Annotated in this window: 16 protein-coding genes; 8 read left to right on the top strand and 8 right to left on the bottom strand. The window is 70.7% G+C overall.

The genetic code is table 11. The features are described from left to right. Positions 1 to 30: 30 nt before the first annotated feature. The 8 genes from alr to fbp all read left to right on the top strand — a co-directional run bounded on the left by alr (position 31) and on the right by fbp (position 9,442). The gene (gene alr / locus RN743_RS10440; RefSeq protein ID WP_310779675.1) at positions 31 to 1,203 is read left to right on the top strand and encodes an alanine racemase; all 1,173 of its coding nucleotides are present in this window, start codon (positions 31 to 33) and stop codon (positions 1,201 to 1,203) included. Beyond that, positions 1,200 to 1,646 (top strand): cytidine deaminase, encoded by a 447-nt coding sequence (cdd, locus tag RN743_RS10435; RefSeq protein ID WP_310779674.1) that lies wholly within the window; start codon positions 1,200 to 1,202, stop codon positions 1,644 to 1,646. The genes alr and cdd overlap by 4 nt, the downstream gene beginning before the upstream one ends. Beyond that, positions 1,643 to 2,875 carry a hypothetical protein gene (locus RN743_RS10430; protein WP_310779673.1) on the top strand — a complete coding sequence of 411 codons (1,233 nt, stop codon included), beginning with the start codon at positions 1,643 to 1,645 and terminating at the stop codon, positions 2,873 to 2,875. Before cdd ends, RN743_RS10430 begins: the two co-directional genes overlap by 4 nt. Further along, positions 2,875 to 4,092, top strand: a complete 1,218-nt coding sequence (locus RN743_RS10425) for a hypothetical protein (protein WP_310779672.1) — start codon at positions 2,875 to 2,877, stop codon at positions 4,090 to 4,092. Before RN743_RS10430 ends, RN743_RS10425 begins: the two co-directional genes overlap by 1 nt. A gap of 7 nt (positions 4,093 to 4,099) precedes the next feature. After that, on the top strand, positions 4,100 to 5,503 hold the full coding sequence (miaB, locus tag RN743_RS10420; RefSeq protein ID WP_310779671.1) for a tRNA (N6-isopentenyl adenosine(37)-C2)-methylthiotransferase MiaB: 1,404 nt from the start codon (positions 4,100 to 4,102) through the stop codon (positions 5,501 to 5,503). A gap of 8 nt (positions 5,504 to 5,511) precedes the next feature. After that, positions 5,512 to 5,850 carry a hypothetical protein gene (locus tag RN743_RS10415; protein WP_310779670.1) on the top strand — a complete coding sequence of 113 codons (339 nt, stop codon included), beginning with the start codon at positions 5,512 to 5,514 and terminating at the stop codon, positions 5,848 to 5,850. A 115-nt stretch (positions 5,851 to 5,965) separates the two neighbouring features. Further along, positions 5,966 to 8,341 carry a DNA internalization-related competence protein ComEC/Rec2 gene (locus RN743_RS10410; RefSeq protein WP_310779669.1) on the top strand — a complete coding sequence of 792 codons (2,376 nt, stop codon included), beginning with the start codon at positions 5,966 to 5,968 and terminating at the stop codon, positions 8,339 to 8,341. Between the two features lie 99 nt (positions 8,342 to 8,440). Continuing rightward, positions 8,441 to 9,442: a class 1 fructose-bisphosphatase gene (gene fbp, locus RN743_RS10405; RefSeq protein ID WP_310779668.1), complete on the top strand. Its 1,002-nt coding sequence runs from the start codon at positions 8,441 to 8,443 to the stop codon at positions 9,440 to 9,442. A gap of 83 nt (positions 9,443 to 9,525) precedes the next feature. Here the strand turns inward: fbp and RN743_RS10400 are convergent, their stop codons facing one another. The 8 genes from RN743_RS10400 to purQ all read right to left on the bottom strand — a co-directional run bounded on the left by RN743_RS10400 (position 9,526) and on the right by purQ (position 22,763). After that, entirely contained in the window at positions 9,526 to 12,735 is a 3,210-nt protein-coding gene (locus RN743_RS10400; RefSeq protein ID WP_310779667.1) for a carboxypeptidase regulatory-like domain-containing protein, read from the bottom strand. 142 nt (positions 12,736 to 12,877) lie between these two features. Next, positions 12,878 to 14,122, bottom strand: a complete 1,245-nt coding sequence (locus RN743_RS10395; protein ID WP_310779666.1) for an ABC transporter permease — start codon at positions 14,120 to 14,122, stop codon at positions 12,878 to 12,880. 3 nt (positions 14,123 to 14,125) lie between these two features. Beyond that, positions 14,126 to 15,358 carry an ABC transporter permease gene (locus RN743_RS10390; RefSeq protein ID WP_310779665.1) on the bottom strand — a complete coding sequence of 411 codons (1,233 nt, stop codon included), beginning with the start codon at positions 15,356 to 15,358 and terminating at the stop codon, positions 14,126 to 14,128. Positions 15,359 to 15,403: 45 nt separating this feature from the next. Then, positions 15,404 to 16,498, bottom strand: coding sequence for an efflux RND transporter periplasmic adaptor subunit (locus RN743_RS10385; RefSeq protein WP_310779664.1), 1,095 nt, complete (start codon positions 16,496 to 16,498; stop codon positions 15,404 to 15,406). Positions 16,499 to 16,658: 160 nt separating this feature from the next. Beyond that, complete coding sequence (locus RN743_RS10380; protein ID WP_310779663.1) at positions 16,659 to 18,236, bottom strand: bifunctional UDP-sugar hydrolase/5'-nucleotidase; 1,578 nt, start codon at positions 18,234 to 18,236, stop codon at positions 16,659 to 16,661. Beyond that, complete coding sequence (gene purF / locus RN743_RS10375) at positions 18,236 to 19,681, bottom strand: amidophosphoribosyltransferase (protein WP_310779662.1); 1,446 nt, start codon at positions 19,679 to 19,681, stop codon at positions 18,236 to 18,238. Before purF ends, RN743_RS10380 begins: the two co-directional genes overlap by 1 nt. Continuing rightward, the gene (gene purL / locus RN743_RS10370; RefSeq protein ID WP_310779661.1) at positions 19,678 to 21,984 is read right to left on the bottom strand and encodes a phosphoribosylformylglycinamidine synthase subunit PurL; all 2,307 of its coding nucleotides are present in this window, start codon (positions 21,982 to 21,984) and stop codon (positions 19,678 to 19,680) included. The genes purF and purL overlap by 4 nt, the downstream gene beginning before the upstream one ends. Further along, a complete protein-coding gene (gene purQ, locus RN743_RS10365) occupies positions 21,981 to 22,763 on the bottom strand; it encodes a phosphoribosylformylglycinamidine synthase subunit PurQ (protein ID WP_343219021.1) in 783 nt (260 codons plus the stop codon). Before purQ ends, purL begins: the two co-directional genes overlap by 4 nt. Between the last annotated feature and the right edge of the window lie 18 nt (positions 22,764 to 22,781).

The following is a 22,781-nucleotide window of genomic DNA, read 5'->3' as shown; positions in this document are numbered from 1 at the left end:
TGCATTCGACCCCCGAACCCCCGGCGACGCTTGACCCGCAGCCGCGAAGATCCCCCGTACCGAGCGTGGCTCGAGGTCGATCTGGCCGCGCTGTCGCGCAACGCCCGGCGCGTGGCAGCCCATGCCGCCCCGGCCCGCTTCGTCCCCATGGTCAAGGCGGATGCGTACGGCCTCGGCGCGATCGAGGTCGCCCGCGCCCTGGACCGGCTGCAGCCCTACGCCTTCGGGGTCGCGACGCCGCCGGAGGGCGCCGAACTCCGCCGGGGCGGGATCGAGCGCCGCATCATCGTCTTCGCCCCCTCCGCCACCGCCGAGATCTCCCAACTCCTCGAGGCGCGGCTCGAGAGCGCGGCCCTGAGCCTGGCGTCGTTCGCGAAGCTCGAAGCCGGCGCGCGGGCCGCGTCCACCCGGATCCCCGTTCACCTCGAAATCGACACCGGCATGGGGCGCGCGGGCCTCCCGGCGGCCGAAGCCGCCGCGTGGACGCCCGAGGTCGTGTCGATCCTCTCGCGCGGCGGCGTGACGCTGGCGAGCGTCTACACGCACTTCCATTCCGCCGGCACGGATCCGGCCGCGACATCTCTTCAGTTGACCCGCTTGCGGCGAGCCGCATCGGTCCTCGAGGACGCTGGCGTCGAGATCCCCTTCCTGCATGCGGCGAACAGCGATGCGGTGATGACGGATCCGCAGTATCATCTGGGGCTCGTCAGGCCGGGGATCTACCTGTACGGGGGACGGCGGGGGGCGAGCGCCGCCGGCGCGCTGGCGGACCCGGAGAGTGTGGCGCGGGTACGCGCGAGGGTGCTGGAAGTTCGTGACCTGGCACCGGGCTCCACCGTCAGCTACGGGGCCACTTACACGACGAAGCGCGCCGAACGTCTCGCCACCCTGGGCATCGGGTACGCGGACGGGCTGCCGTGGCGTCTGTCGAACCGGGGACAGGCGGTCATCGCCGGAATCCGGGTGCCGATCCGGGGCGGTGTCTGCATGGACGTGACGTCGGTAGACGTTTCCGGCGCGCCGGGTGTCGAAGCTGCGGACGTGGCCACGCTCCTGGGCCGTGACGGAGGAGAGGAGGTCGCGCTGGCGGACTTCGCGAGGACCGCCGGGACGATCGAATACGAAGTGCTGACGGCGATCGGACGCCGTCTGCCCCGACACTACGTGGGCAGGCCGGTCGACGCCGCGGATGGAAGCCGATGACCGAGACTCGAGGGACAGCCGGAGCGCCGCTCTCGTGGGACGATCTCGCCGACCGCGCGAGGGCCGCCCGCGAGCGCGCGTACGCTCCGTATTCGCGTTTCCTCGTCGGCGCGGCCCTCGAGGCCGACGACGGCCGGGTCTTCGCGGGGTGCAACGTGGAGAACGCGTCGTACCCCGTCGGGACGTGCGCGGAACGCGTCGCGCTGGGACACGCGGTCGTTTCGGGGGCGCGCGCCTTCTCGCGCATCGCCATCGTGACGAGCGGCGCCGTCCCGGCCCCGCCGTGCGGCATGTGCCGCCAGGCGCTCGCGGAGTTCGGCCGCGAACTCGAGGTCATGAGCATCGGAACGAACGGGGAGTCCATCGTCTGGCGGTTGCGCGACCTGCTGCCCGCGAACTTCTCGCTCGAGCGGATGGCCGCGTCGGCGGAGACGGGCCCGTGAACGGACGGCGACGCGCGGCGCTCATCGCGACGGCTCTACCGGTGCTGCTGGCCGCCTGCGCGGAGGACCCGCTCTCGCTGGGCTCAGAAGAGGTGCCGGGCGCCGGCGTGGTGACGCGGGACGTCACGATCGCCGTCTCGGAACTGTCGACCTGGCGGGACACGACGCTGACCGGCTTCGCCCGGCCCTCTACCGCGCCCTTCGTGTTCGTTTCGGCCGGGACGGACGTGTCGAGTCGCGGGCTTGCGCGCTTCAACGTCCCCGACACGGTCCGGACGTTCGTCGATACGCTGCCGGTCGCGACGTTCGAGGAAGTGGAGTTCGAGCTCCGCCTGGACACGATCCGCTCGGAGTTCACGGAATTCCCCGTCACGGTGAAGCTCGTCGAACTCGGGGAGCGTTTCGAGCCTCATCGCGCGACGTGGCAGGAGGCGGCGGCCGGAATCCCGTGGACGGAGCCGGGGGGCAGCCTCGGAGTCGAGATTGCGTCGGCGGTGCTGGAGGCGGCCTCGGACACGCTCCTCATGACGCCGGCCGTGGCGGAGGACTCGCTGATGAAGGCGTGGCAGCGGGAGGATGGGGGCAACGGCTTCGCCATCGTGGTGGACGGCCCCGAAACGAAACTCCGGGTCATTCAGATGGTCCTCCGGTACGATCCCACCCTGGTCGGGCGGAGCATCCCGGTGCCGCAGTCCCAGTTCTGGGAGGATCACGCGTTCATCCTGGATCCGCCCCAGCCGCCTACGGGCACGGAGCTTCGCGTCGGCGGCCTCCCCGCCTCGCGCATCTACTTCGAGTTCGTGCCGCCGGGCGTCCTCGGGGGAGCGGGACTCGAGGGGGCGACGGTAAGCCAGGCCGAGGTCATCCTGCATCCGCTGGCCGCGCCCGACCTGTACGCGGCGGAGCGCACGATCGCAGCCCGCAAGGTGAGCCTGCTCGGCGACCCGTTCGAGGTAGGCGAAAAGACCCCGATCGGGAGCGGGGATCTGGCCACGACGACGCTCGATCCCGACAGACTCCGCGAGGGTGAGCCGGTTCGCCTCGACATCACGCGCGTGATGGCGCAAGCCGTCCAGGATTCGCTGAGGCGCATCCGGATCGGCTTGCGGGCGGATCCCGATGCGCAGGCGCTGGGCTACTGGGAGTTCGGTTCCGCCGAATCGCCGCCGGAACTCCGGCCGCGGATCCGCATTGTGTTCAGTTCGCCGCCCGACTTCACGGTGCCGTGATGCCTCCCGTCCGAGGGCTCCGGGCACGGGTCCGGGCACGGGTCCGGGCATGCGTCCGGGCCGGGTTCGCGCTGGCGGCGCTGGCGGCTTCCCCCGTCGCCCTCTTCGCCCAGACGCCGCTCACGGCGGTCGGGCTCGGCTATCCGGTCGCGCCCGTGGATGGCCGGTCGGCGGCGCTCGGCGGCTCGGGCTCCGGCCTGCTCGGCGGATCGTACAGCGTCACGAACCCGGCGGACCTTCTCCTTCACGCCGAACCCGGCTTCTCCGTCTCCCTGGCCAGCGAGGGCGTGACACTCCAGGGCGATGGCCCGTCGCTCGACACGGGACGCGGGCGCTTCACCACGATCCGCGCACTCGTCCCCTACAACGACTGGGCCTTCAGCCTGGCCTTCGGCGGCGAGTTCGATCAGGACTGGTCCAACATCCTGCAGGACACGCTGCGGCTGAACGACGGGGCGGTCCCCTACGAGGAGACGCGGGAGCACAACGGCGGGATCAGCACGATCGACGCGTCGCTGGCGCGGCGACTCGGGCCGCTGGGCGTCGGCATCTCGGCGCAGCGGCTGACCGGCTCGCTGCGGCAGTCGTTCTTCCGTCAGTTCGACGATCCGATCGGCGGAGCTCCCGCGCTCGGCGGCATCGCGGGGGCGAGGGAGCTGTCGTGGCGAGCCTGGCGCTTCCGGGCGGGCGGGTCGATTCGGCTGGGAGACCGCGTCGTGGCGGGGGTGTCGCTCGGCACGGGAGGGACGCTGTACGCGACCCCCGAAGCGGCGGAAGAACCCGAGGCGGAGTTCGATCTGCCGACCTCGATCGAACTCGGCGGCAGCGTGCGCGTGACGGACCAGATCCTCGTCACCGCCGGCGGCGGCCGGGCCGGGTGGTCGGCCGTGGGGTCGCGCACCGCGGCGGCCGGTTCCGCGTTCCAGTCCCACGACATTGCCTGGCTGGGCGGCGGGGTCGAATACGGCGCGCTCTCCCTGCTCGGCGGGAGGTTGCCGCTTCGGGCCGGCTGGCGGCGGACGGGGCTCCCCTTCAGCCGGGGCGCCGAAGCGCTCGAGGAATCTGCCTTCACCGGCGGCTTCGGCTGGGAGTTCCAGGAGGGACTCGCCGTATTCGATCTCGCCTTCGAGAGCGGATCGCGCGGCGACGTCGCGGCGGCCGGGTTCGCGGAGAGCTTCCGGCGCGTCACCCTCTCCTTCTCCCTCCGGCAGCGCTGAGCCGCCGATGGAGAAGACGCTGGAGAAGACGAAGCTCGTCACCCTGAAGACGCCCGGCGCGACGCCCGGCGCGGATCGCCCCCGCGACCCCCGCCCGCTCGGGGGGCGGGTCTACATCGAGACCTACGGGTGTCAGATGAACATCAACGACACCGAGTTGATGGAGGGGCTGCTCGTCGACGAAGGCTACGTGAGCGTGGACGCGCCCGAGCGCGCCGATGTGATCCTCGTGAACACCTGCGCGATTCGCGAGCACGCGGAACGGCGCGTCCGCGGCCGGATCGGCGAGCTGCAACGCCACCGCAAGCGGCATGCCGGCCTCGTGCTGGGGGTGACGGGGTGCATGGCGCAGCGGCTGGGCCCGCGGCTCATCGAGGAGGCGGCGGGCGTGGACCTGGTGGCCGGACCGGATGCCTACCGCGCCCTCCCGGAACTCATCGGTTCGATCCGGGCGAATGCGATCGAGCGCGGACAGACGCTGCTCGGACTCGACGCGGAAGAGAACTACGAGGGCGTGGACAGCGTGAGGCGGGAAGGCGTGAGCGCCTGGATCACGGTCCAGCGCGGCTGCGATCATCGCTGCACCTTCTGCATCGTCCCCTATGTGAGGGGACCCGAGAAGAACCGGACGCCCGAGGCGGTGCTGGCCGAGACCCGGCGCGCCGTGGAGGATGGGTTCAGCGAAGTCGTGCTCCTCGGACAGACCGTGAACTCGTACGAGTCCGGAGACTGGGACTTCGCGGCGCTGCTGCGGGCCGTGAGCCGCGTGGACGGCATCCGCCGCGTCCGTTTCACCTCCCCCCATCCCAACGACGTGACGCCGGAACTGCTCGAGGTGATGGCGGAGGAGCCGACGGTTTGCCGCCAGCTCCACCTGCCCGTGCAATCGGGCTCCGACCGCATCCTCAAGCGCATGGTGCGGCGCTACACGAGCGCGGGGTTTCTCGAGAAGGTCGAGGCCGCGCGCCGCGAGGTGCCCGGGATCGCGCTCTCCACGGATGTGATCGTCGCCTTCCCGGGGGAGACGGAGGCGGACTTCGAGGCCACGCTGGAGCTGATGCGGGGCGTGCGGTTCGACGACGCCTACCTGTACAAGTACTCGCTGCGCGAAGGGACGCCGGCCACGCGCTTCCCGGCCCCGGATTTCGTGCCGGACGGGGTGGGTTCGGAGCGGCTGGAACGGCTGATCGGCGAGCACCGCGCGATCCAGCGCGAGATCAACGAGTCCGAGGTGGGCTCGCGGCGCGAGGTGCTGATCGAGCGCTCCGCGCGTTCGCCGGGTGACGTGCTCGGCAGGACGGAGCAGAACAAGGTCGTCGCCTTCCCCGGAGACCCCTGCCGGATCGGCACGTACGCGCACGTGCGGCTCACGGGGACGACCGGCGCGACCTTTACGGGGCAGCCCTGCTGATGCGCTTCGTGACGCGGCTTCTCGCCTTCGCCGTCGTCATCCTCGCGGCGTTCTGGTTTTCGGTTCGGAACGGGGGCGAACTCGTGAACGTCGTGCTGCCCTTCCTCCGCATTCGCGCGCCGCTCCCGCTCGTCGTCTTCGCCTGCATCCTCGGGGGGATGGGCCTCTCGGGCCTGCTCGCGTGGCGGGCCGAGCGCCGGGCCCGGCGCCTCGCGAACCGGGCGGCGTCGGCGCGCCCCGCGTACGAGCCGCCGCCCGCACCGGAGTCTCCGGCCCCCTCGGAGTCCCCGGCTGCGGCGGACCCCCCCGCTCCGCCGGAGCGATCTGAGCCGAGCCCTCCCCTTTGATGGACGGTTGACGCCCTCTCCGAGCGTAGGGGTGTACCCTGCGCCCGGAGGCTGATCGACGTCCCGCTCACTTTCTCCCCTGCTTCTGACCGCCCTGGCGCTCGCCGCCGGGGATGTGGCCGGGCTCGCGCTCGCCCGGACTGACGGCGTCGCTCTCCAGGCGCCGGCGGCGATCGCGACGGGACTCGTCTGTGTCCTCGTCGGCCGGGCCGCGCTGCGGGCTGGCGGCCGCGCGCGTCCCGGCCGGGTCGGCGGCGTCCCGCCGTACGCAGGCGTCGGCCTCTCGCTGGCGCTCGCCGCCGTGGCCGGGTTGCTGGCGGGGCTGCCGAGCGGCACGGCGGCGCGGGCGGCGTGTGTCGCGACGATGGAGGTGGGCGCGCCGGCCGCGGCAGTCGGCACGCTCGGCGACCCGGTGCCGGCGCGGCAGTCGGGCCGGGGGGCCGGCCCGGTCCGGGTGTCGATCCGCGACGTCCGCATCGTGTCGGGGGGGCGGGTCTGCCGCCTGGGCGCGGTGCGCGCCTTCGTGCGGCCCGGCGCGGGGCGCGAGGCCGGCGCGGCGGTGCTCGCCCGGGGCACATGGCGCACGGCGGGCGGGATGGATCCGGACGCCGGACGGGCGCGGCTGCCCCGTCCGCCCGCGACGCTGGGCTGGATCGGCGGCGCGACGCTGGAGCCGCTGGACGTCCCCGCGGACGCGGTGGGTCCGCGCGGCCCCGGCCGCTGGATGATCGAATGGCGCGCCGGGCTGCTCGCCCGGCTCGACGCCCGGCTCGCCCCCGCGCACCGGGCGATCGGCAAGGCTCTGCTGCTCGCCGACCGCAGCACCCTCGACCCCGGGACGAGAGAGGCGTTCGTCGGGGCCGGGATCATCCACCTGCTCGCGATCTCCGGGCTCCACGTCGGCCTGATCGGGGCCTCGCTTTCCTGGCTCATCGGCCTTCGCGTGCGCGGTCCACGCCGGCTCCTGTATGCCGCCGGCTGCACGAGCGCCTACGTGTGCCTCATCGGGGCGCCCCCCTCGGCCGTGCGCGCAGCGCTGATGTTCTGGGGCTGGGCGCTCGCCTTCCGCCGGGCCCGCCCGGCCCGCGTCGGCGACCTCGCGGCGCTCGCGGCGATGCTCGCCATCCTGGCCGACCCGCTCATCGTAACGGACGTGGGCTTTCAGCTCTCGTTCGCCGGGTTCACGGGCGTCGTGCTCGGGGGTCGCGCACCGCTGCCGCGTCCGCTCTCCTCCCGACGTCTGCGCGGGATCGGGCGGGCACTCGCCGTGAGCTGCGGTGCGTTCCTCGTCACCGCGCCCATCGCGGCCTTCCACTTCGAACGCATCGTCATCGCCTCGATCCCGGCCAGCGTGGTGGCGGGCGGGGTCGTGAGTCTCGCGCTTCCCGCCCTCGCTCTGACGCTGGTCCTGCCGTGGAATCTCTGGATGCTATTCGCCGGCGCCGCGGACATGGCGCTCGCCTGCCTCGCGGCGATCGCGGCCTTCTTCGCGGGGCTCCCGCTGAGCTGGACGGGCCCCGGCCTGGGCTCGCGCGCGTGGGCGGTCACGGCCGCGCTCATCGCCCTCGCACTCGACCGCACGCGCGCCCGGCGCGGCCTCGGCCTCCTCTCGGTCGGCGCCGTGCTCGCGCTCACCGTCGCCTGGCCTCTCGTCCGGGCCGGACTCGACCGGGGCACGGCGCTCGTCTGCACCCTCGCCGTGGGGCAGGGCGACGCCGCCGTCGTGCGAACCGGCGCCGGCCGATGGCTCGTCTTCGACGCGGGTCCCGGCGCGGCGTTCCGTACGGCCGGCACGGCATCCGGCCCGCCGCTGATCGCCGACGCGGGAAGCCGCGTCGTCGTGCCCTTCCTGCGCGGCAAGGGCGCCCGGACCGTGGAGCTGCTCCTGATCTCCCATCCCCACCTCGACCACTACGGCGGCGCCGCCGCCGTGTTCGAGGCCCTCCGGGTCCGCCGTGTGTTCGATCCCGGCGTCCCGGAACCCAGCGCGTCCTACCTCGCCTTCCTCGAACGGCTTCAGGAGGAGGGCGCCTCCTGGCACTCGCCCCGCGCCGGAGATCGCCTCCGCATCGACGACGTCGAACTCGATATTCTCTGGCCCGACGGCCCCGCCGGCTCGGACGCGAACGAAGGCTCCCTCTCCTTCCGTCTCACGATCGGCGGCTTTCGCTACGTGAACACGGGCGACGCCGGCGTCGACGTCGAACGCGAGATCCTGGAGCGCCTGGCGCCGCGCCGCCCCGAGGCGGATGTGCTCAAGCTCGGCCACCACGGCAGCCGGACTTCCAGTTCCGTCGAGTGGCTGGAGGCGACGGAGACGGACATCGCCGTAATCTCCTCGGGCACCGGGAACCGGTACGGGCACCCGCACGCCGTGACGCTGGCGCGACTCGACTCCGCCCGGGTGCCGCACGTGTGGCGGACCGATCTGGACGGCCCCCTGTGCATCGAAGTCGACGCCCGCGGCTGGAGGATCGCCGACGCGCCTTGACGCGAAAAACCACCCCTCCGTAAGCTCAGCGATCCGTGGCAAAGCCCCGCGTCAGCGCCACGGACCGCCAGCCCACCCCCCGACTTCCGCGGAGCCATCTTGACCGGATCCATCGTCACCGTCGAGCACTTCATCGCCGAGCAGGAGCGCGAATACCCCAAGGCCACGGGCGCGCTCACCGACATCCTCCTCCAGATCAGCCTCGCCGCAAAGGTCATCTCGGCGGCTGTGAATCGCGCCGGCCTCATCGACATCCTCGGCGTGATCGGGAGCACGAACGTGCACGACGAGGAAGTGCAGAAGCTGGACGAGTACGCGAACGACGTCCTCCTGAACCTGCTGCGGCGCTGCGGCAGCCTGAGCGGCATGGTGTCCGAGGAAGAGGAGGGGTTCGTTCATGTCCCCGAATCACGCGACCCCGGACCGTACATCATCGCGTTCGATCCGCTCGACGGGAGTTCGAACATCGACGTGAACATCTCGGTGGGGACGATCTTCGCCGTCTACCGCAAGCGGAGCGAGGGGCGCAAGGTGCGCAGGCGCGACCTGCTCCAGCCGGGATCCGAACAGGTCGCGGCGGGATACGTCCTGTACGGCTCTTCCACCATGCTCGTCTTCACGACCGGAGCGGGCGTCCACGGCTTCACGCTCGACCCGGGGATCGGGGAGTTCCTCCTCTCGTACCGGAACCTGCGCATCCCCTCGCCCGGCAAGAACATCTACAGCATCAACGAGGCCTATTTCGACAAGTGGACGCCGGGTCAGCAGCGACTCGTGGAACGGTTCCGGCGGCCGCCCCGCGACGCGCCGTCGTTCTCCGCGCGCTATGTCGGATCCATGGTGGCGGATTTCCACCGCACGATCCTCCGAGGGGGGATCTTCATGTATCCGGGGACCGTCGCGAAGCCGGAGGGGAAGCTCCGCCTGCTGTACGAGGTGGCTCCGATGGCCATGATCTGCGAGCAGGCGGGCGGTCTGGCCACCGATGGCCGCCGCCGCATCCTCGATATCGAACCCGAAGGGCTGCACCACCGGGTGCCGACCTTCCTCGGCACCCCCGACCTCGTGGAGATGGCGGGCCGCTACCTGGCCGACGACTGACGAGACGCGAAAGGGGGCCCGAAGGCCCCCTCTCTCGTGCCCGCTGCGGGAGCGTCGCCGCTCCCGTTCTGCGACCTACCGCATCAGAACGAGATCCGCGCCCCGAGCTGAAGCGCCCAGCGCGACAGGATGTTGTCGATCTGGTACACATCATCGATGCCGAGCGCACCGCTCTCGTCGGTGTCGCGCTGCGTGAAGCGCACCACCGGCACGCCCGTCTCCGCGTCGTAGCGCCGGAACGACAGGATGGTCGAGGTGCCGAAGTTCGTGTAGCGCTGCCGGCCCCACTCGGAGTTGAGGAAGTTCCCGACGTTGATGAAGTCGAGCGTGACCTGGATGTTCCGGCTGCCCGGCCCCGGAAGCGGTACATCCTGCGCGATCCGCAGGTCGAGGCTGCGCACCCAGGGCTCGCGCGAGGAGTTCCGGCCCACGATCCCGCCGCGGTACTCGTCCAGCCCCGGAATGTCGCTCACGAACGCGTCCCAGGCGGCGAAGTCCATGCAGCCGCCGCAGTTCGTCTCGAAGATCGCGTCGTCGGCATCGCCCGGAACGAACGCGAGGTCGTTGAAGCGCCGCCCGTCGTTGTTCGCGTCCCCGAAGTAGGTCCAGCTGAACGGACGCCCCGCGCGTGCCTCGTAGAACGCAGTGATCGTCGTCCCGACGTCTTCGCTCCACGCGATGCGCTGCGAAAGGGAGGCGATGATCCGGTGCTTGATCTCGAAGTCCGCCGTCCCCTCGCCGGGGTTGTTGGGGTCGACGCCGATCTCGTTGTACTGGAAGTTCGAGATCGCGCGGCTGGACTGCCCGCTGTTCACGTCCGTGGCGTCCGTCCACGTGTAGGCGAGACTTCCGAACATGTTCGGCAGGAAGTCGCCGCCGAAGCGCTTCTGCAACTGCGTCGTGAACTGAATCTGGCGGCCCTGGTCCGTGTTGGCGAGCAGGAAGACCCCGGGCGAGAACTCCCGGTCCACCGGGTCGTTGGAGAAGAGCACGCGACCGTCGCTCGTCCTCCCTTCCGGCTGGATGCTGAGATCCTGGTAGAGGATGTCGTTGACGTTCTTCGTGTAGATCCCCTCGACAGTGAAGACGAGGCCATCGCGCAGTTCGCGGTCGATCCCGATCGTCGTCCGCCACGCCTGCGGGAACTTGAAGTTCGTGTCGGTGAGATTGACCTCCGTCGTCGCGATCTCCGCGCCGGGCACCGGCACCGGGGTGGGGTCGCCCGTGAACGGCGGCGGCGTGCAGCCCCGCCACGGGGCGCAGTCGATGCGGATGAAGTCCATCCCGGTGTTCGAATACTGATTCGAGATCCACACGAACGGGTTACGGCCCGTGAAGATCCCGGTGCCGCCGCGGATCTGCGTCCGCCGGTCTTCGTCCAGCGCGGCGTTGAATCCGAGCCGCGGCGACCACATCACGTTGCCGCTCGGCACGTCGCTCGTGTGCCGGCCCGGGAAGGCGGCCGCGAAGCTCGGGTTCTCGAGCGGCGGATCGGGCATCGCCATGATGTCCGCGCGGAGCCCGAGCGAGACGTTGAAACGATCACTGAGGTCGATCTGGTCCTGGGCGTAGAAGCCGAACTGCATCGCGGCCCACTCCGCCCTCGGGTACGGATCCGCGAGCCGCGAGATCGACGCCCGGTATCGCGTCGCCATCCCGTTGCGGAAATTGTCGAGCGCGTTCTCGCCGTCGAACTCCCACTGCCCGAAGGCGTCCTGGATGAAGAGGTTCGAGAACGAATAGAACTCGTTGTGCGTCCCGAGCGTGAGCGTGTGGTCGCCCCGGAAGAGCGTGAGGTCGTTGGTGATCTCGAACACGTCCTGGTCGAGCGCGTTCTGCTGTGAGAAGCGCTCGATCCCCAGCGTCACGCTCTCGCTCTCGCCGTCGAACGGTTCGATGTCGACCTCGGGGAAGATCGCGAGGTCCGGCGTCCGCTTGTCCCGCTGACGCTGGTACGAGACGCGGAACATGTTGGCGGAAGCGGCCCCGAGCCGGCTGTCGAGCTGTATCACGGTGGAATTGGACACGGCGTCGAACGTGTACCCCTGGCCGGGCAGTCCGACCTCACCGGAGTGCCGGCTGATCCCGCGCTGCGAATTCGCGTTCACATGGTTGTGCCGCACGATGAGGTGGTTGCTGTCGGACAGGTTGAAGTCCAGGCGGGCGAAGAACTTCAAGTCGTCCGTCTCCCGCTGGAGGCTCTCCTCGAAGCGACCCGGGTCGTAGTTGTATACGGAGTTCGCGATGTCGACGATCTCGTTGATCGTCCCCGCGTCGACGAAATCGATGGTGTTCGTCTGGCTGCTGCCGACCAGCCCCAGCGCCAGCGGGCGGCTCGTCTGCTTGATCTCGCCGCTGGTGAAGAAGTGGATCTTGTCGCGCTGGATCGCGCCGCCCGCCCGGAAGCCCGCCTGCAGCTCGCTGAAGTCGGAGAGCGGGTTGTCGTCGAGGTTGCCCGTGAAGCCCTGGTTCCGTCCGAAGGCGTAGCCGGAGGCGTCGAAGTCGTTGGTCCCGGAGCGGGTCACGACGTTGATCGAGCCGCCGGTGAAGCCGCCCTGGCGGACATCGAAAGGCGCGATCGCGACCTGGAACTCCTGCACCGCGTCGAGCGAGATCGGCTGCGAGTTGGCCTGGCCGCCGGGCGTCCCGCTCGCCGGGAGCCCGAACACGTCGTTCAGGATCGCGCCGTCCACGGAGATGTTGTTGAAGCGGTTGTTCTTCCCGCCGATGCTGATGCCGCCGATGTTCTCGCTGCTCCCGATGTTCGTCCCCAGCGCCTGCGGCGTGAGCCGTGCGAAGTCCTGGATGCTGCGGGCGATCGTCGGGAGGTTCTCGATCTCGCGCGTCGTCACGGTTTGCTGCGGCCCCGTGCGCCCGCTCGAGAGGATCGCCCCGCGTTCCGCCGTGACGGTGATCTCGCCCACGGCCACGGCCTCGACGCCGAGCACGAAGTCGACTCGACGGTTTTCCCCCAGCGCGAGCACGAGGGCCTCGGCCGACTCGTCCCCGAAGCCGATGAGCGACACGGTGATCGTGTAGGGTCCGCCGACCCGCATGCCCGGGATGTTGAAGCGCCCGTCCGCGCGCGTGAGCGTCGAGTACGACGTCCCGCTGGGGCCGTGCACGGCGCTGACCACGGCGCTCGCGAGCGGCGCGAGATCCTGCCCGGTCACGCGCCCGTTGATGGCGGCGGTGGTGACGCCCTGAGCGAGCGCGTCGGACGGCGCGATGAGGCCGCCGAGCGCCGCAAAGGCGGCGATCGCCGCGGTTCGTAGGGAGAGGCTGTATCTCATGGCGTACTCCTGCTTGGAAGAGGGCGAATCCGGGGCGCCATGCGCCCGGATCAGGCAACAAAAAGCAGCGCACAACATCGCTTTGGAATGTAACGACGGCCGACGGTTTGCGTAACGGGTGAAGAGCGCCGAACGGCCCCGATTATTCGTACCTCAGCGATTCCACCGGATCGAGCCGGGCGGCCTTGCGGGCCGGGAGGATGCCGGCCACCAGACCGATCGCCATGAGGATCCCCGCGCACACCGCGGCGATGGGCACGGAGAGCTTCGGGTTCACGATGTACTGCAGGGCCGGATCGTCGATCGGCAGGGCATCGATGCCCGTCACGAGGAGCGATGCGATGGCGAGCCCCGCGAGGCCCCCGCCGACGGCGATGAGGATCGCTTCGAAGAGGAACTGGCTCACGATGTGCCGCTTCCGCGCGCCCACGGCGAGCTTGACGCCGATCTCCCGCGTCCGTTCGCGCACCACGACGTACATGATGTTCGCGACGCCGACGCCGGCCACGATCAGCGTGAAGGCGCCCACCAGGCCGAGAAATATCTGAATCCCGAGCCCGATCTGGCTCACGATCTTCTCGTCCTCGATGAAGTCCCAGATCGCGAGCGCCCGCTCGTCCGCCCGGTCGAACCGGTAGCGGCCGCCCAGCACCCGGTACAGCTCCTCCTTCGCGACCGCCGCGTCCCGCACGTCGCGAGGCCGCAGGAGCAGGTGGTTCACGAAGTCCTGGCCGTAGATGCTCCGGAAGGTGGAGGCCGGGATCACCGCCCGATCCTCGTCCGGCCCGTTGTTGCTCGAGTCCTGGAACTTCGACTCCATCACACCGATGACGCGGAACGGAAGGCCGTCCAGCATCACCGTGCGGCCCACGGGCGGCGCGTCGCCGAACAGGCGTCCGGCGATGCCGTCTCCGAGGAAGAGCACGCGCCGCTTCTCGTCGATGTCGCGCTGGTTGATGAACCGGCCGCCCGGAGCCGGGAACATGCGCCGCAACTCGGAGAAGACCGGGTTCACGCCCTCCATGTAGGTCGTCGTCTGGCTCTCCTCCACCTTCAGGTGCGTCCGGCCCCGGCCGTAGGAGGGACTGCCCATCTCGAACTCCGGCACCGCGCGCAGCAGCAGGTCGAGATCCTCCTCCCGCAGCCGGATCCGCCGTCCCTTCGACAGCCCCTCGTGCTCCATGCTCGTCTGGCCGCCGTAGACCATGAAGATGCGTTCGCCGGCGTTGAGCAGGCCCACGGAGAACTGGTTTCGAAGCCCCTCGCCGAAGGCGAGCAGGAGGACGATCGAGATCGTCCCCCACACCACGGCGAAGATCGTGAGAAAGGCGCGCGTCTTCTGGGCCCGCAGGTCGCCGAGGAACTCCTCGAGGAGGATCTTCCACATGGGTCAGTCGCGCAGACACTCGACGGGGTCGAGCGCCGCGGCGCGGCGGGCGGGGAAGAACCCGGCCAGCATCGCGATGAAGGCGAGGAGCGCCAGAGTCACCGCCGCCACCTGCAGCGAGATGGTCGGTGTCCCGACGAACTCCTGCATCGGGACGAGCGACATGAGCTTCACGACGCCGAGCGAGACGACGACGCCGAGCGCCGCGCCGGCAACCACGATGAGCATGCTCTCGGTGAGGAACTGCCACAGGATGGATCGCCGGGTGGCGCCGAGCGAGCGCTTGATCCCGATCTCGTTCGTCCGCTCGCGCACCACGATGTACATGATGTTCGCGACCCCGATCCCGCCCACGCTGAGCGTGAAGCTGCCGACGATCGCGAAGAAGATCTTGAACCCGAGGAAGAGGAACCCGAACATCCGCTCCCACTCGGCCGTGTCCCAGACGGCCAGCGCGTCGTCGTCGGCGGGGTTGAAGCGGTACTTCGCGCCGAGAACCTCGTACACCCGCGCCTCCACGTCCTCCGTCCGCGACGCGTCCGCGGTCCGGTACACGAGGTTGGAGACGAAGCGCGAGCCGAACAGCGCGGCGTGCGTGCCGGCCGGGATGAACACGCGGTCCTCGTCCCGCGAGTTGTAGGATGAGTTCTGGACCTTGGGCTGGAGCACGCCGATGACGGTGAAGGGCGAGTCGCCGATCCGGACCTGGTCGCCGACGGGGTCGGCGTCCCCGAACAGGACGCGGGCGACCTCGTCTCCGAGAAACACGACGCGTCGCCGCTCCCGCTGGTCCCGCTCGTTGATGAAGCGGCCGCCGGGGAGGGGAATGATGTTCCGCATCTCGCCGTAGATGGGGTAGATCCCGGTGATGTTCGGGTTCACCCCGTTGCGGCCGTAACGGACCGGCGCCGCCCGCGTCGAGTACTCCGGGCTGATCATCGTGATGTCGGGGATGCGCCGGGCGAGGATCTCCGCGTCCGCCTCCCGCAGCCGGATCGAGCGCCCCTCCCTGAACCCCGCGTGCGGCATCGTCGTGCGTCCGCCGAAGAGGATGACGATCCGGTCGCCGAGCCCGTGGAACCGCTTGATCGTCTGCCGCTCGAGCCCGACGGAGAAGGCGAGCAGCACGACGACCGCCACGGTGCCCCAGGTGATGCCGAGCACGGTGAGCGTGGTCCGGACGCGCTGCGCCGAGAGGTCGGCCCAGAGCTGCCGTGCGGCGTCGAGCAGCCTCACCGGACCCCGGCCTCGCGCACCGTCACCGGCGGCTGGTGTCGCGCACTAGGTGATCTCGCGCCGCGGGGGCTCGAGCACGCGCTCGCCCTCCGCCAGCCCGTCCAGCACCTCGACGCTGATTCCGTCGCTCAGTCCGGTGCGGATCTCCCGTTCCTCCGTCTCCTCGGGCCCCAGCCGGACCGTGACCAGCGTGCGCTCGTCCTCGAACCGGACCAGGCGCTCGGGGATGACGAGCACGTCCGCACGGCGCTCGATGATCACGTGCGCGTTGGCGGAATAGCCCGCCCGCAGCGCCGCGCCGTCCAGCGGAAGCACCGCGATCTCGACCGGGAAGAGGGTGGCGTTCTCCTCGTCGCGGCCCTTGAGCGAGATCTTCGTCAGCCGGCCCTCGATGCGCGCGTCCGGGAGCGCGCCGATCGTGATCTCCACCGGCATGCCCTCGGTCAGCCGTCCCACGTCGATCTCATCCACCGTGCCGCGGAAGAGCAGTTCGTCCATCTCCGCCATCGTCATGAGGGCGGTCCCTTCCTGGAACGTCGTCAGCGGGACGACGGGATCGCCGATCTCCACCATCTTCTCGAGGATGAAGCCCTGGATCGGGGAGGTGATGACCGTCTCGACGGCTTCGTCGCCGATCGTCACGCGGCCCTCGGAGAGGAGGGCGAGCCGTTCGGTCGCGATCTGGACCTGGAGCGAAGCTTCGTCGTGCTGGCGGGCCACGGTCTCGTATTCCTCCTCGGACACGAATCCGCGGTCGCGCAGCGCGTCGAGCCGGTCGCGCTGGCGCTCGAGCTGCTGGAGTTCGATGTCCCGCAGCTCCACGTTGCGCCGCGCCTCGACGAGCTCGATCGGAGTGGGGTTGGGCTGGACTTCGAGGAGGGGCTGGCCTCGCTGGACGTACTCGCCCGGCTCCTTGAACATCTGCCGCACGACCCCCGCGAGCTGCGATTTCACGCTCACTTCGACCAGCGGCTCGATGCGTCCCACGGCGAGCGCCCGGTCCACGATCTCGCCCCGCTCCACGGCGACCGTGCCGGTCTCGCCATCGTCGCTGTCCCCGGCGCTCGACACCGCGAACGCCGTCGCTCCCAACCCGCCGATCAGGACCGTGGAGACCAGTACCTTCGTGCCTCGCTTCATACGAACCGTCGCTCCCCGTCAGGTTGAATCCGCGTGCGCGCGCCCGCTTGCCATCACCGGCCCCTTCACCTGAGAGCCTACGGGGGAGTCGAGGGTTGGTTTCGTCCGGCGCCGCCCCGGCGGACGGGATCGGCGAATCGCTACTGGCCCGGGGCGTGGGCTAGGGCGTGGGAGATTCGATCCAGCGGGGGGCGCGGGGGATGGGGAGGGGTTGCGGCTGTGCCTCGAGGTAGGCGACGAGCGCCTCCAGGTCCGCGATTTCCATGAGGTCGATGACCTCGGCTTCGGCGAAGGTAGTGTAGCCGCCGCCGCCGCCCGCGATGAAGTCGTTGGCGGCGACGACGTAGCGGCCCTCCGGCCGGAGCGTCGAGCCATCGTCGAACGTCACGTTGAGAATCCGCTCGCCCCGCGGCGCCCCCGGATTGTAGCGGACGACGATGCCGCTCGCGTGCAGATCCACGTCGCCGCCCCGGGCCGAGTGCTCGAGCGTCCGCAACAGTTGCGCGCCGGTCATCGTGTGGCGGACAAGCATGTTGTTGAAGGGCTGCAGTTCGAACAGGTCGGCGAAGGTGATCGGCCCCGCCGGCAGCGACCGCCGGATGCCGCCGTTGTTCATGAGGGCGACATCGGCCCCGCTCGCGTGCCGCTGCGCGTCGGCCACGATGCGGCCGAGCGGGAAGTCCCCGTCCCGCGGGGCGGAAAGCGCCTCCGGGAGGTCCACGATCACGCGGTCGACGATGCCCGCGATCTCGGCGCTGTAGGAGGCGACGAGCCGCTCCACGTCCGGGTCCGGCGCGACCTCGTCCGCCCACGCCTGTCGCACGCCGAGGCGCTCGGCGCTCACGGCCCCGGCCGCGCTCCGGTCGATGCGGCCGAGTCCGTACGCCATCGTGTTCGAGTACGACTGGATGACGGGGACATCCCGAATCTCGGTCTCCAGGCGCGAGTGCGTATGCCCCGTGACCGCGTAGTCGAAGCTCTCCGTCGTCGCGGCCAGCGCCTCCAGGGCCGGACCCCGGCACGCGTCCGCCGCATCCGGCAGACCGACCTCGCAGAAGGCGCCTTCGTGCATGACCGCGACCACGAAGTCCACGCCGGCTGCCCGCACCTCCGGGATGTAGCGGTCGAGCGCGTCGGAGATCGACCGGAAGTCGAAGTCCGCGACGAGCGAAGGCCGGGCGACGACCGGCGTCGACCGCGTCGTCGCGCCGATGAAGCCGACCCGGACCCCGTCCCGCTCGACGATCGTCCAGGGCCGCACCCAATCGGGGTGCCGGTCGGTGCCCTTGAGGTAGATGTTCGCGCCGAGCATGGCGAAGTCCGCATCGGCGATGCGCTCGATGAGGACGTCGACCCCCCAGTCGAACTCGTGGTTCCCGATTGCGGCGGCGTCGTAGCCGATCCCGTTCATCGCCTCGATCATCGAGCGCCCATCCGTGAAGTTCGAGATCGGCGTGCCCTGCATGATGTCGCCGCCGGAGACGACGAAGAGGGGACACTCCGGCGTCGTCGAGCGCTCGCGCGCGACGTAGGCGGCGAGCGCGGCGGATCCGCCGACCGGCCGGCCGGCCGACCAGTTCTGTTCCGCCGGCAGCAGCCGTCCGTGCGAATCGTTCGTGGAGAAGATCATCGCGCAGGCCGCCGGGTCCTCGGGGGCGCACGCCGGGAGGGCCGCGATGCCGACGCAGAGAAGGACGGGGAGGGCCGACCTGAAACGGGCGGCGGAGCGGCGCGGCATCACACCGTCTGCAATGCCCGCGACCGGTCCAGGTCCACGAGCGGCGCGGCGTAGTTCCCGGTCCAGCAGGCGTCGCAGAAGGGACCGTGATCCGCGACCGCCTCGCGCATGCCTTCCATGCTGAGATAGCCGAGCGATTCCACCTGCAGGTGTTGCCGGATCTCCTCCACCGTGTGGCTGGAGCCGATGAGTTCCTCCTTCGTGGGCATGTCGATGCCGTAGTAGCAGGGGGAACGCACCGGCGGCGAAGCGACCCGGAAGTGCACCTCCCGCGCCCCGGAGTCCCGGAGGAGCCGGACGAGGCCGCTGCTCGTCGTGCCGCGGACGAGCGAATCGTCCACGACGACGATGCGCTTGCCGTCGACGAGTTCGCGCACCGGGTTGTACTTCACCCGCACCTTGAAATCGCGCCCCCGCTGGGTCGGATGGATGAAGGTCCGGCCCACGTAGTGGTTGCGGATGAGCGCGAGTTCGAACGGGAGGCTGCTGACCTCCGAGTACCCGAGCGCCGCCGAGTTCGACGAGTCCGGCACCGCGAACACGCAGTCGGCCTCCGCCGGATGCTCGTGGGCGAGCTGGCGGCCGAACGCCCGCCGCGCCTCGTCCACGCTGCACCCCCACACGCGCGAGTCGGGCCGCGCGAAATACACGAGTTCGAACAGGCAGGCGCTGGGCTCGGCCGGGGGCAGCGGCCGGAGCGATTCCACGTGGCCGTCGCGGACCTTCAGCACCTCGCCCGGCGCCACGTCGCGCACGTAGGCGGCCCCGATGATGTCGAGGGCGCACGTTTCGGAGGCGAAGACGACGGCTTCGCCCAGCCTGCCCATCACCATGGGCCGGAATCCTCGCGCATCGCGCGTCGCGTACACCGTGTCGCCGATGCAGAGGAGGAGGGAGAAGGCGCCGACGAGCTGCGAGAGCGCGTCGTCGATCTTGCCGTCCAGGTCGCGGTGCCGGGAGCGGGCGATGAGATGGACGATGACCTCCGAGTCCGCATCCGTCTGGAAGATCGAGCCGTCGCGGGCGAGCGAGCGCTTGAGCTGGTTCGCGTTCGTGAGGTTGCCGTTGTGCGCGAGGGCGAGCGGCTTGTCCTCGTACTGCACGAGGAGCGGCTGCGCGTTGCGAAGGCTGGATCCCCCCGCCGTCGAGTAGCGGACGTGGCCGACGGAGAGCGACCCCTCGAGGGCGCCGAGCACCTCGTCGTCAAAGACGTCCGCCACGAGGCCCATGCCCTTGTGGACCCTCGACATGCCAGACTCGTCGACCGTGACGAGCCCGGCGGACTCCTGCCCGCGGTGCTGGAGCGCGTACATCGCGAGGAACGCGAGTTCGGCTGCGGCGCCCGAGCCGCTGACCGCCACGATGCCGCACTCCTCCCTGGGCTTGTCCAACTCGAGCGCCCCGCGCCCCGCGCCCGGGGCGGCATTCGTCGGGAGCTTCTTCATGACGTGATTCCCGCCTCCTCGCTCATGCGGCGCGGGATCGCCTCCTCGTAGATCCGCGCCAGTTCCGCGGCCGGCGGGGCGATCGCGTGGCCGGCGCCGGTCAGCCGGCACGGGCTGTCGGGGCCGTTCACGACGCCCACACGCGCCACGGGCACGCCGTGACGCCGCCCGTGCGCGGCGATCCGCTCGCCCGCGCCGGGCCGGCACGTCAGCACGACGCGCGAGTGCGACTCGCCGAACCAGCGCGCCGCGGCCGACACGTCCGCCCCGGCGGGCGCCGCGTCGAGATCGACCGTGCAGCCGAGCGGCCCGCCCGCCGCCCCCACCGCGCACTCCGCAAGCGCGACGGCAAGTCCCCCGTCCGAGCCATCGTGCGCCGACGCGAACGCCCCGTCCGCCGCTCCCTCGACGAGGAAGTCGACCAGCGCCGCCGCCTCCTCCAGCTCCAGCGCCGGCGGCAGGCCGGCCACGAGGCCGTGGCAGGCCGCGAGATACTCGGACCCGCCGATCTCGTCGCGGGTCGCGCCCGCGACCCAGATCTCGTCGCCCTCGCGCCGGAAGGCCGACGGGACGCGCCGTTCGAGATCCTCGATCACGCCGAGCATGCCGATGACCGGCGTAGGGTAGACCGGCTGGCCGCCCGTCTCGTTGTAGAGCGACACGTTGCCGCCCGTGACCGGGGTGCGCAGCGCGCGGCACGCCTCGCCCATCCCCTCGACGGCCCCCGCGAGCTGGAAGTACACCTCCGGCCGCAGCGGGCTGCCGAAGTTCAGGCAGTTCGTCACGGCGAGCGGCCGCGCCCCCGAGCAGGCCACGTTCCGCGCCGCCTCGGCGACCGCCGCCCGGCCCCCCGTGCGCGGGTCGAGCCACGTGTGCCGCCCGTTCCCGTCCGTCGAGGCCGCGAGCGCGCGCCCCTCGGCGGGCAGCCGCAGCACGGCCGCGTCGGAGCCCGGCCCCTCGAGCGTGTTCGTCTGCACCGTAGTGTCGTACTGCTCGTAGATCCAGCGCCGCGAGGCGATCGAGGGGGCGTCGAGCAGCGTCCGCAGCGCCGCGTCCACCTCCCGGTCCGACTCGAAGGAGGCGTACGCGCCGAGGTCCGCAGCGCGGGCTTCGGCGACGGCCGGGCTCATCACCCCCTCGCGAACGTACGTCGGACAATCGTCCACCAGCGGCTTCACCGGGATCTCGACGCGCACGACGCCGTCTTCGCGCACGCGGAACATCCCGTCGTCCGTGACCTGTCCGATCGTCGCCGCCTGCAGGTCCCAGCGCTCCAGCACCTCGCGCACCGCCCCCTCGTGTTCGGGCTTGGCGACGAGGAGCATCCGTTCCTGAGACTCCGAGAGGAGCATCTCGTAGGGCGTCATCCCCTCCTCCCGGACGGGGAGGTACGCCACGTCGATGTCGATCCCCGAGCCCGAGCGCGCCGCCATCTCCGTCCCGCTCGAGGTCAACCCCGCCGCTCCCATGTCCTGGATCCCGACGAGGAGGTCCCGCTCGATGAGTTCGAGACTCGCCTCGAGCAGCAGCTTCTCCGTGAACGGGTCGCCCACCTGCACCTGCGGCCGGCTGTCGACGGCCTCCTCGTCGAGTTCCTCGGACGCGAAGGTCGCCCCGTGGATCCCGTCCCGTCCCGTGCGGGCGCCGACCGCCATCACCGGATTGCCGACCCCCTCCGCCTCGCCCCGGATAAGGCGCTCGAGCGGGAGGACGCCGATGCACATCACGTTGATGAGCGGGTTGCGCTCGTAGGCCGGGTCGAAGATCGCCTCGCCCCCCACCGTGGGGACCCCGACGCAGTTGCCGTAGTCGCCGACCCCGCGCACGACCCCATCGAAGAGGTAGCGCGACTGCGGCGAGTCGAGCGACCCGAAGTGGAGGCTGTCGAAGATGGCGATCGGCCGGGCCCCCATCGTGAACACGTCGCGCAGGATCCCGCCCGACCCCGTCGCCGCGCCCTGGTAGGGTTCGACCGCCGAGGGATGGTTGTGGGACTCGATCTTGAACGCGACGCCCCATCCGCCGCCCACGTCGATGACCCCGGCGTTCTCTCCCGGACCCTGAACGACGGCGGCGCTCTCCGTGGGCAGCGTCCGCAGCAGGGGCCGCGAGTTCTTGTAGCCGCAGTGCTCCGACCACATGGCGCTGAACACGCCGAGTTCCGTGAAGGTGGGTTCCCGCCCCATGAAACCGAGGATCTGCTCCCACTCCTCCGGGCTCAGCCCGTGCTCCGCCACGAGCGCGGCGCTCATCACCGGATCGCCCGGCCGGGCCTCCACGCGTTCGAGCGAGGCGCGCGTCATGACGACACCCCCGCGCCCGCCCCGGCCACGGCTCCCGCCGCGAATTCCGGGGCCTCCGGCGGCGCAGGGTCGCTTCGGCGTCCCCTCCCGCGGGCGACGGCCGCGAGCAGCGACTGGAACACGCCGAGCCCGTCCGTGTTGCCGAGGACGGAGAGGGAATGGCGCTCCGGGTGCGGCATGAGTCCCAGGATGTTGCCCTCCGCGTTCATGATCCCGGCGATGTTGCGCGCCGAGCCGTTGGGGTTCGCGGCGTCCGTCGCCTGCCCGCGCCGGTCGACGTAGCGGAACACGACCCGTTCCTCCGCCTCGAGTTCATCGAGCGTCGATGCCTCCGCGACGAACTGGCCCTCGCCGTGCGCGATCGGGATGTGGAGCAGGTCGCCCTCGGCATAGGCCGACGTGAACGGTGTCCCGGCGTTCTCCACGCGGAGCCCGACGTCATGGCAGCGGAAGCGGAGGTTCCGGTTCCGGACGAGGGCGCCCGGCAGGAGGTGCGCCTCGCACAGCACCTGGAACCCGTTGCAGATCCCGAGCGTGAGCCCTCCGCCGCGCGCGAAGTCGATCACCTCGCCCATGATCGGGCTGAAGCGGGCGATCGCCCCCGCCCGCAGGTAGTCTCCGTACGAGAACCCGCCCGGCAGCACGACGACGTCCACCCCTTCGAGGTCCGTCGACTTGTGCCACAGGTACGTGGCGCTCTCGCCCAGCCCCTCCGTCACGGCCCGGTACACGTCCGCATCGCAGTTCGAACCCGGGAACCGCACGATGCCGACCTTCATCCCGACCTTCATCCCTGC

Source organism: Candidatus Palauibacter scopulicola, from assembly GCF_947581915.1.
In the GTDB taxonomy this organism is placed as follows: Bacteria; Gemmatimonadota; Gemmatimonadetes; order Palauibacterales; family Palauibacteraceae; genus Palauibacter; species Palauibacter scopulicola.
Note: the sequence above shows the minus strand (reverse complement) of the source record. Positions and strands in the feature narration are given on the sequence as shown.

Coding starts and splice junctions, on each gene's coding strand:
- cdd (WP_310779674.1), top strand. CDS start 1,200: ATGACCGAGACTCGAGGGACAGCCGGAGCGCCGCTCTCGTGGGACGAT.
- RN743_RS10425 (WP_310779672.1), top strand. CDS start 2,875: ATGCCTCCCGTCCGAGGGCTCCGGGCACGGGTCCGGGCACGGGTCCGG.
- miaB (WP_310779671.1), top strand. CDS start 4,100: ATGGAGAAGACGCTGGAGAAGACGAAGCTCGTCACCCTGAAGACGCCC.
- RN743_RS10400 (WP_310779667.1), bottom strand. CDS start 12,735: ATGAGATACAGCCTCTCCCTACGAACCGCGGCGATCGCCGCCTTTGCG.
- RN743_RS10395 (WP_310779666.1), bottom strand. CDS start 14,122: ATGTGGAAGATCCTCCTCGAGGAGTTCCTCGGCGACCTGCGGGCCCAG.
- RN743_RS10385 (WP_310779664.1), bottom strand. CDS start 16,498: ATGAAGCGAGGCACGAAGGTACTGGTCTCCACGGTCCTGATCGGCGGG.
- RN743_RS10380 (WP_310779663.1), bottom strand. CDS start 18,236: ATGCCGCGCCGCTCCGCCGCCCGTTTCAGGTCGGCCCTCCCCGTCCTT.
- purF (WP_310779662.1), bottom strand. CDS start 19,681: ATGAAGAAGCTCCCGACGAATGCCGCCCCGGGCGCGGGGCGCGGGGCG.
- purL (WP_310779661.1), bottom strand. CDS start 21,984: ATGACGCGCGCCTCGCTCGAACGCGTGGAGGCCCGGCCGGGCGATCCG.
- purQ (WP_343219021.1), bottom strand. CDS start 22,763: ATGAAGGTCGGCATCGTGCGGTTCCCGGGTTCGAACTGCGATGCGGAC.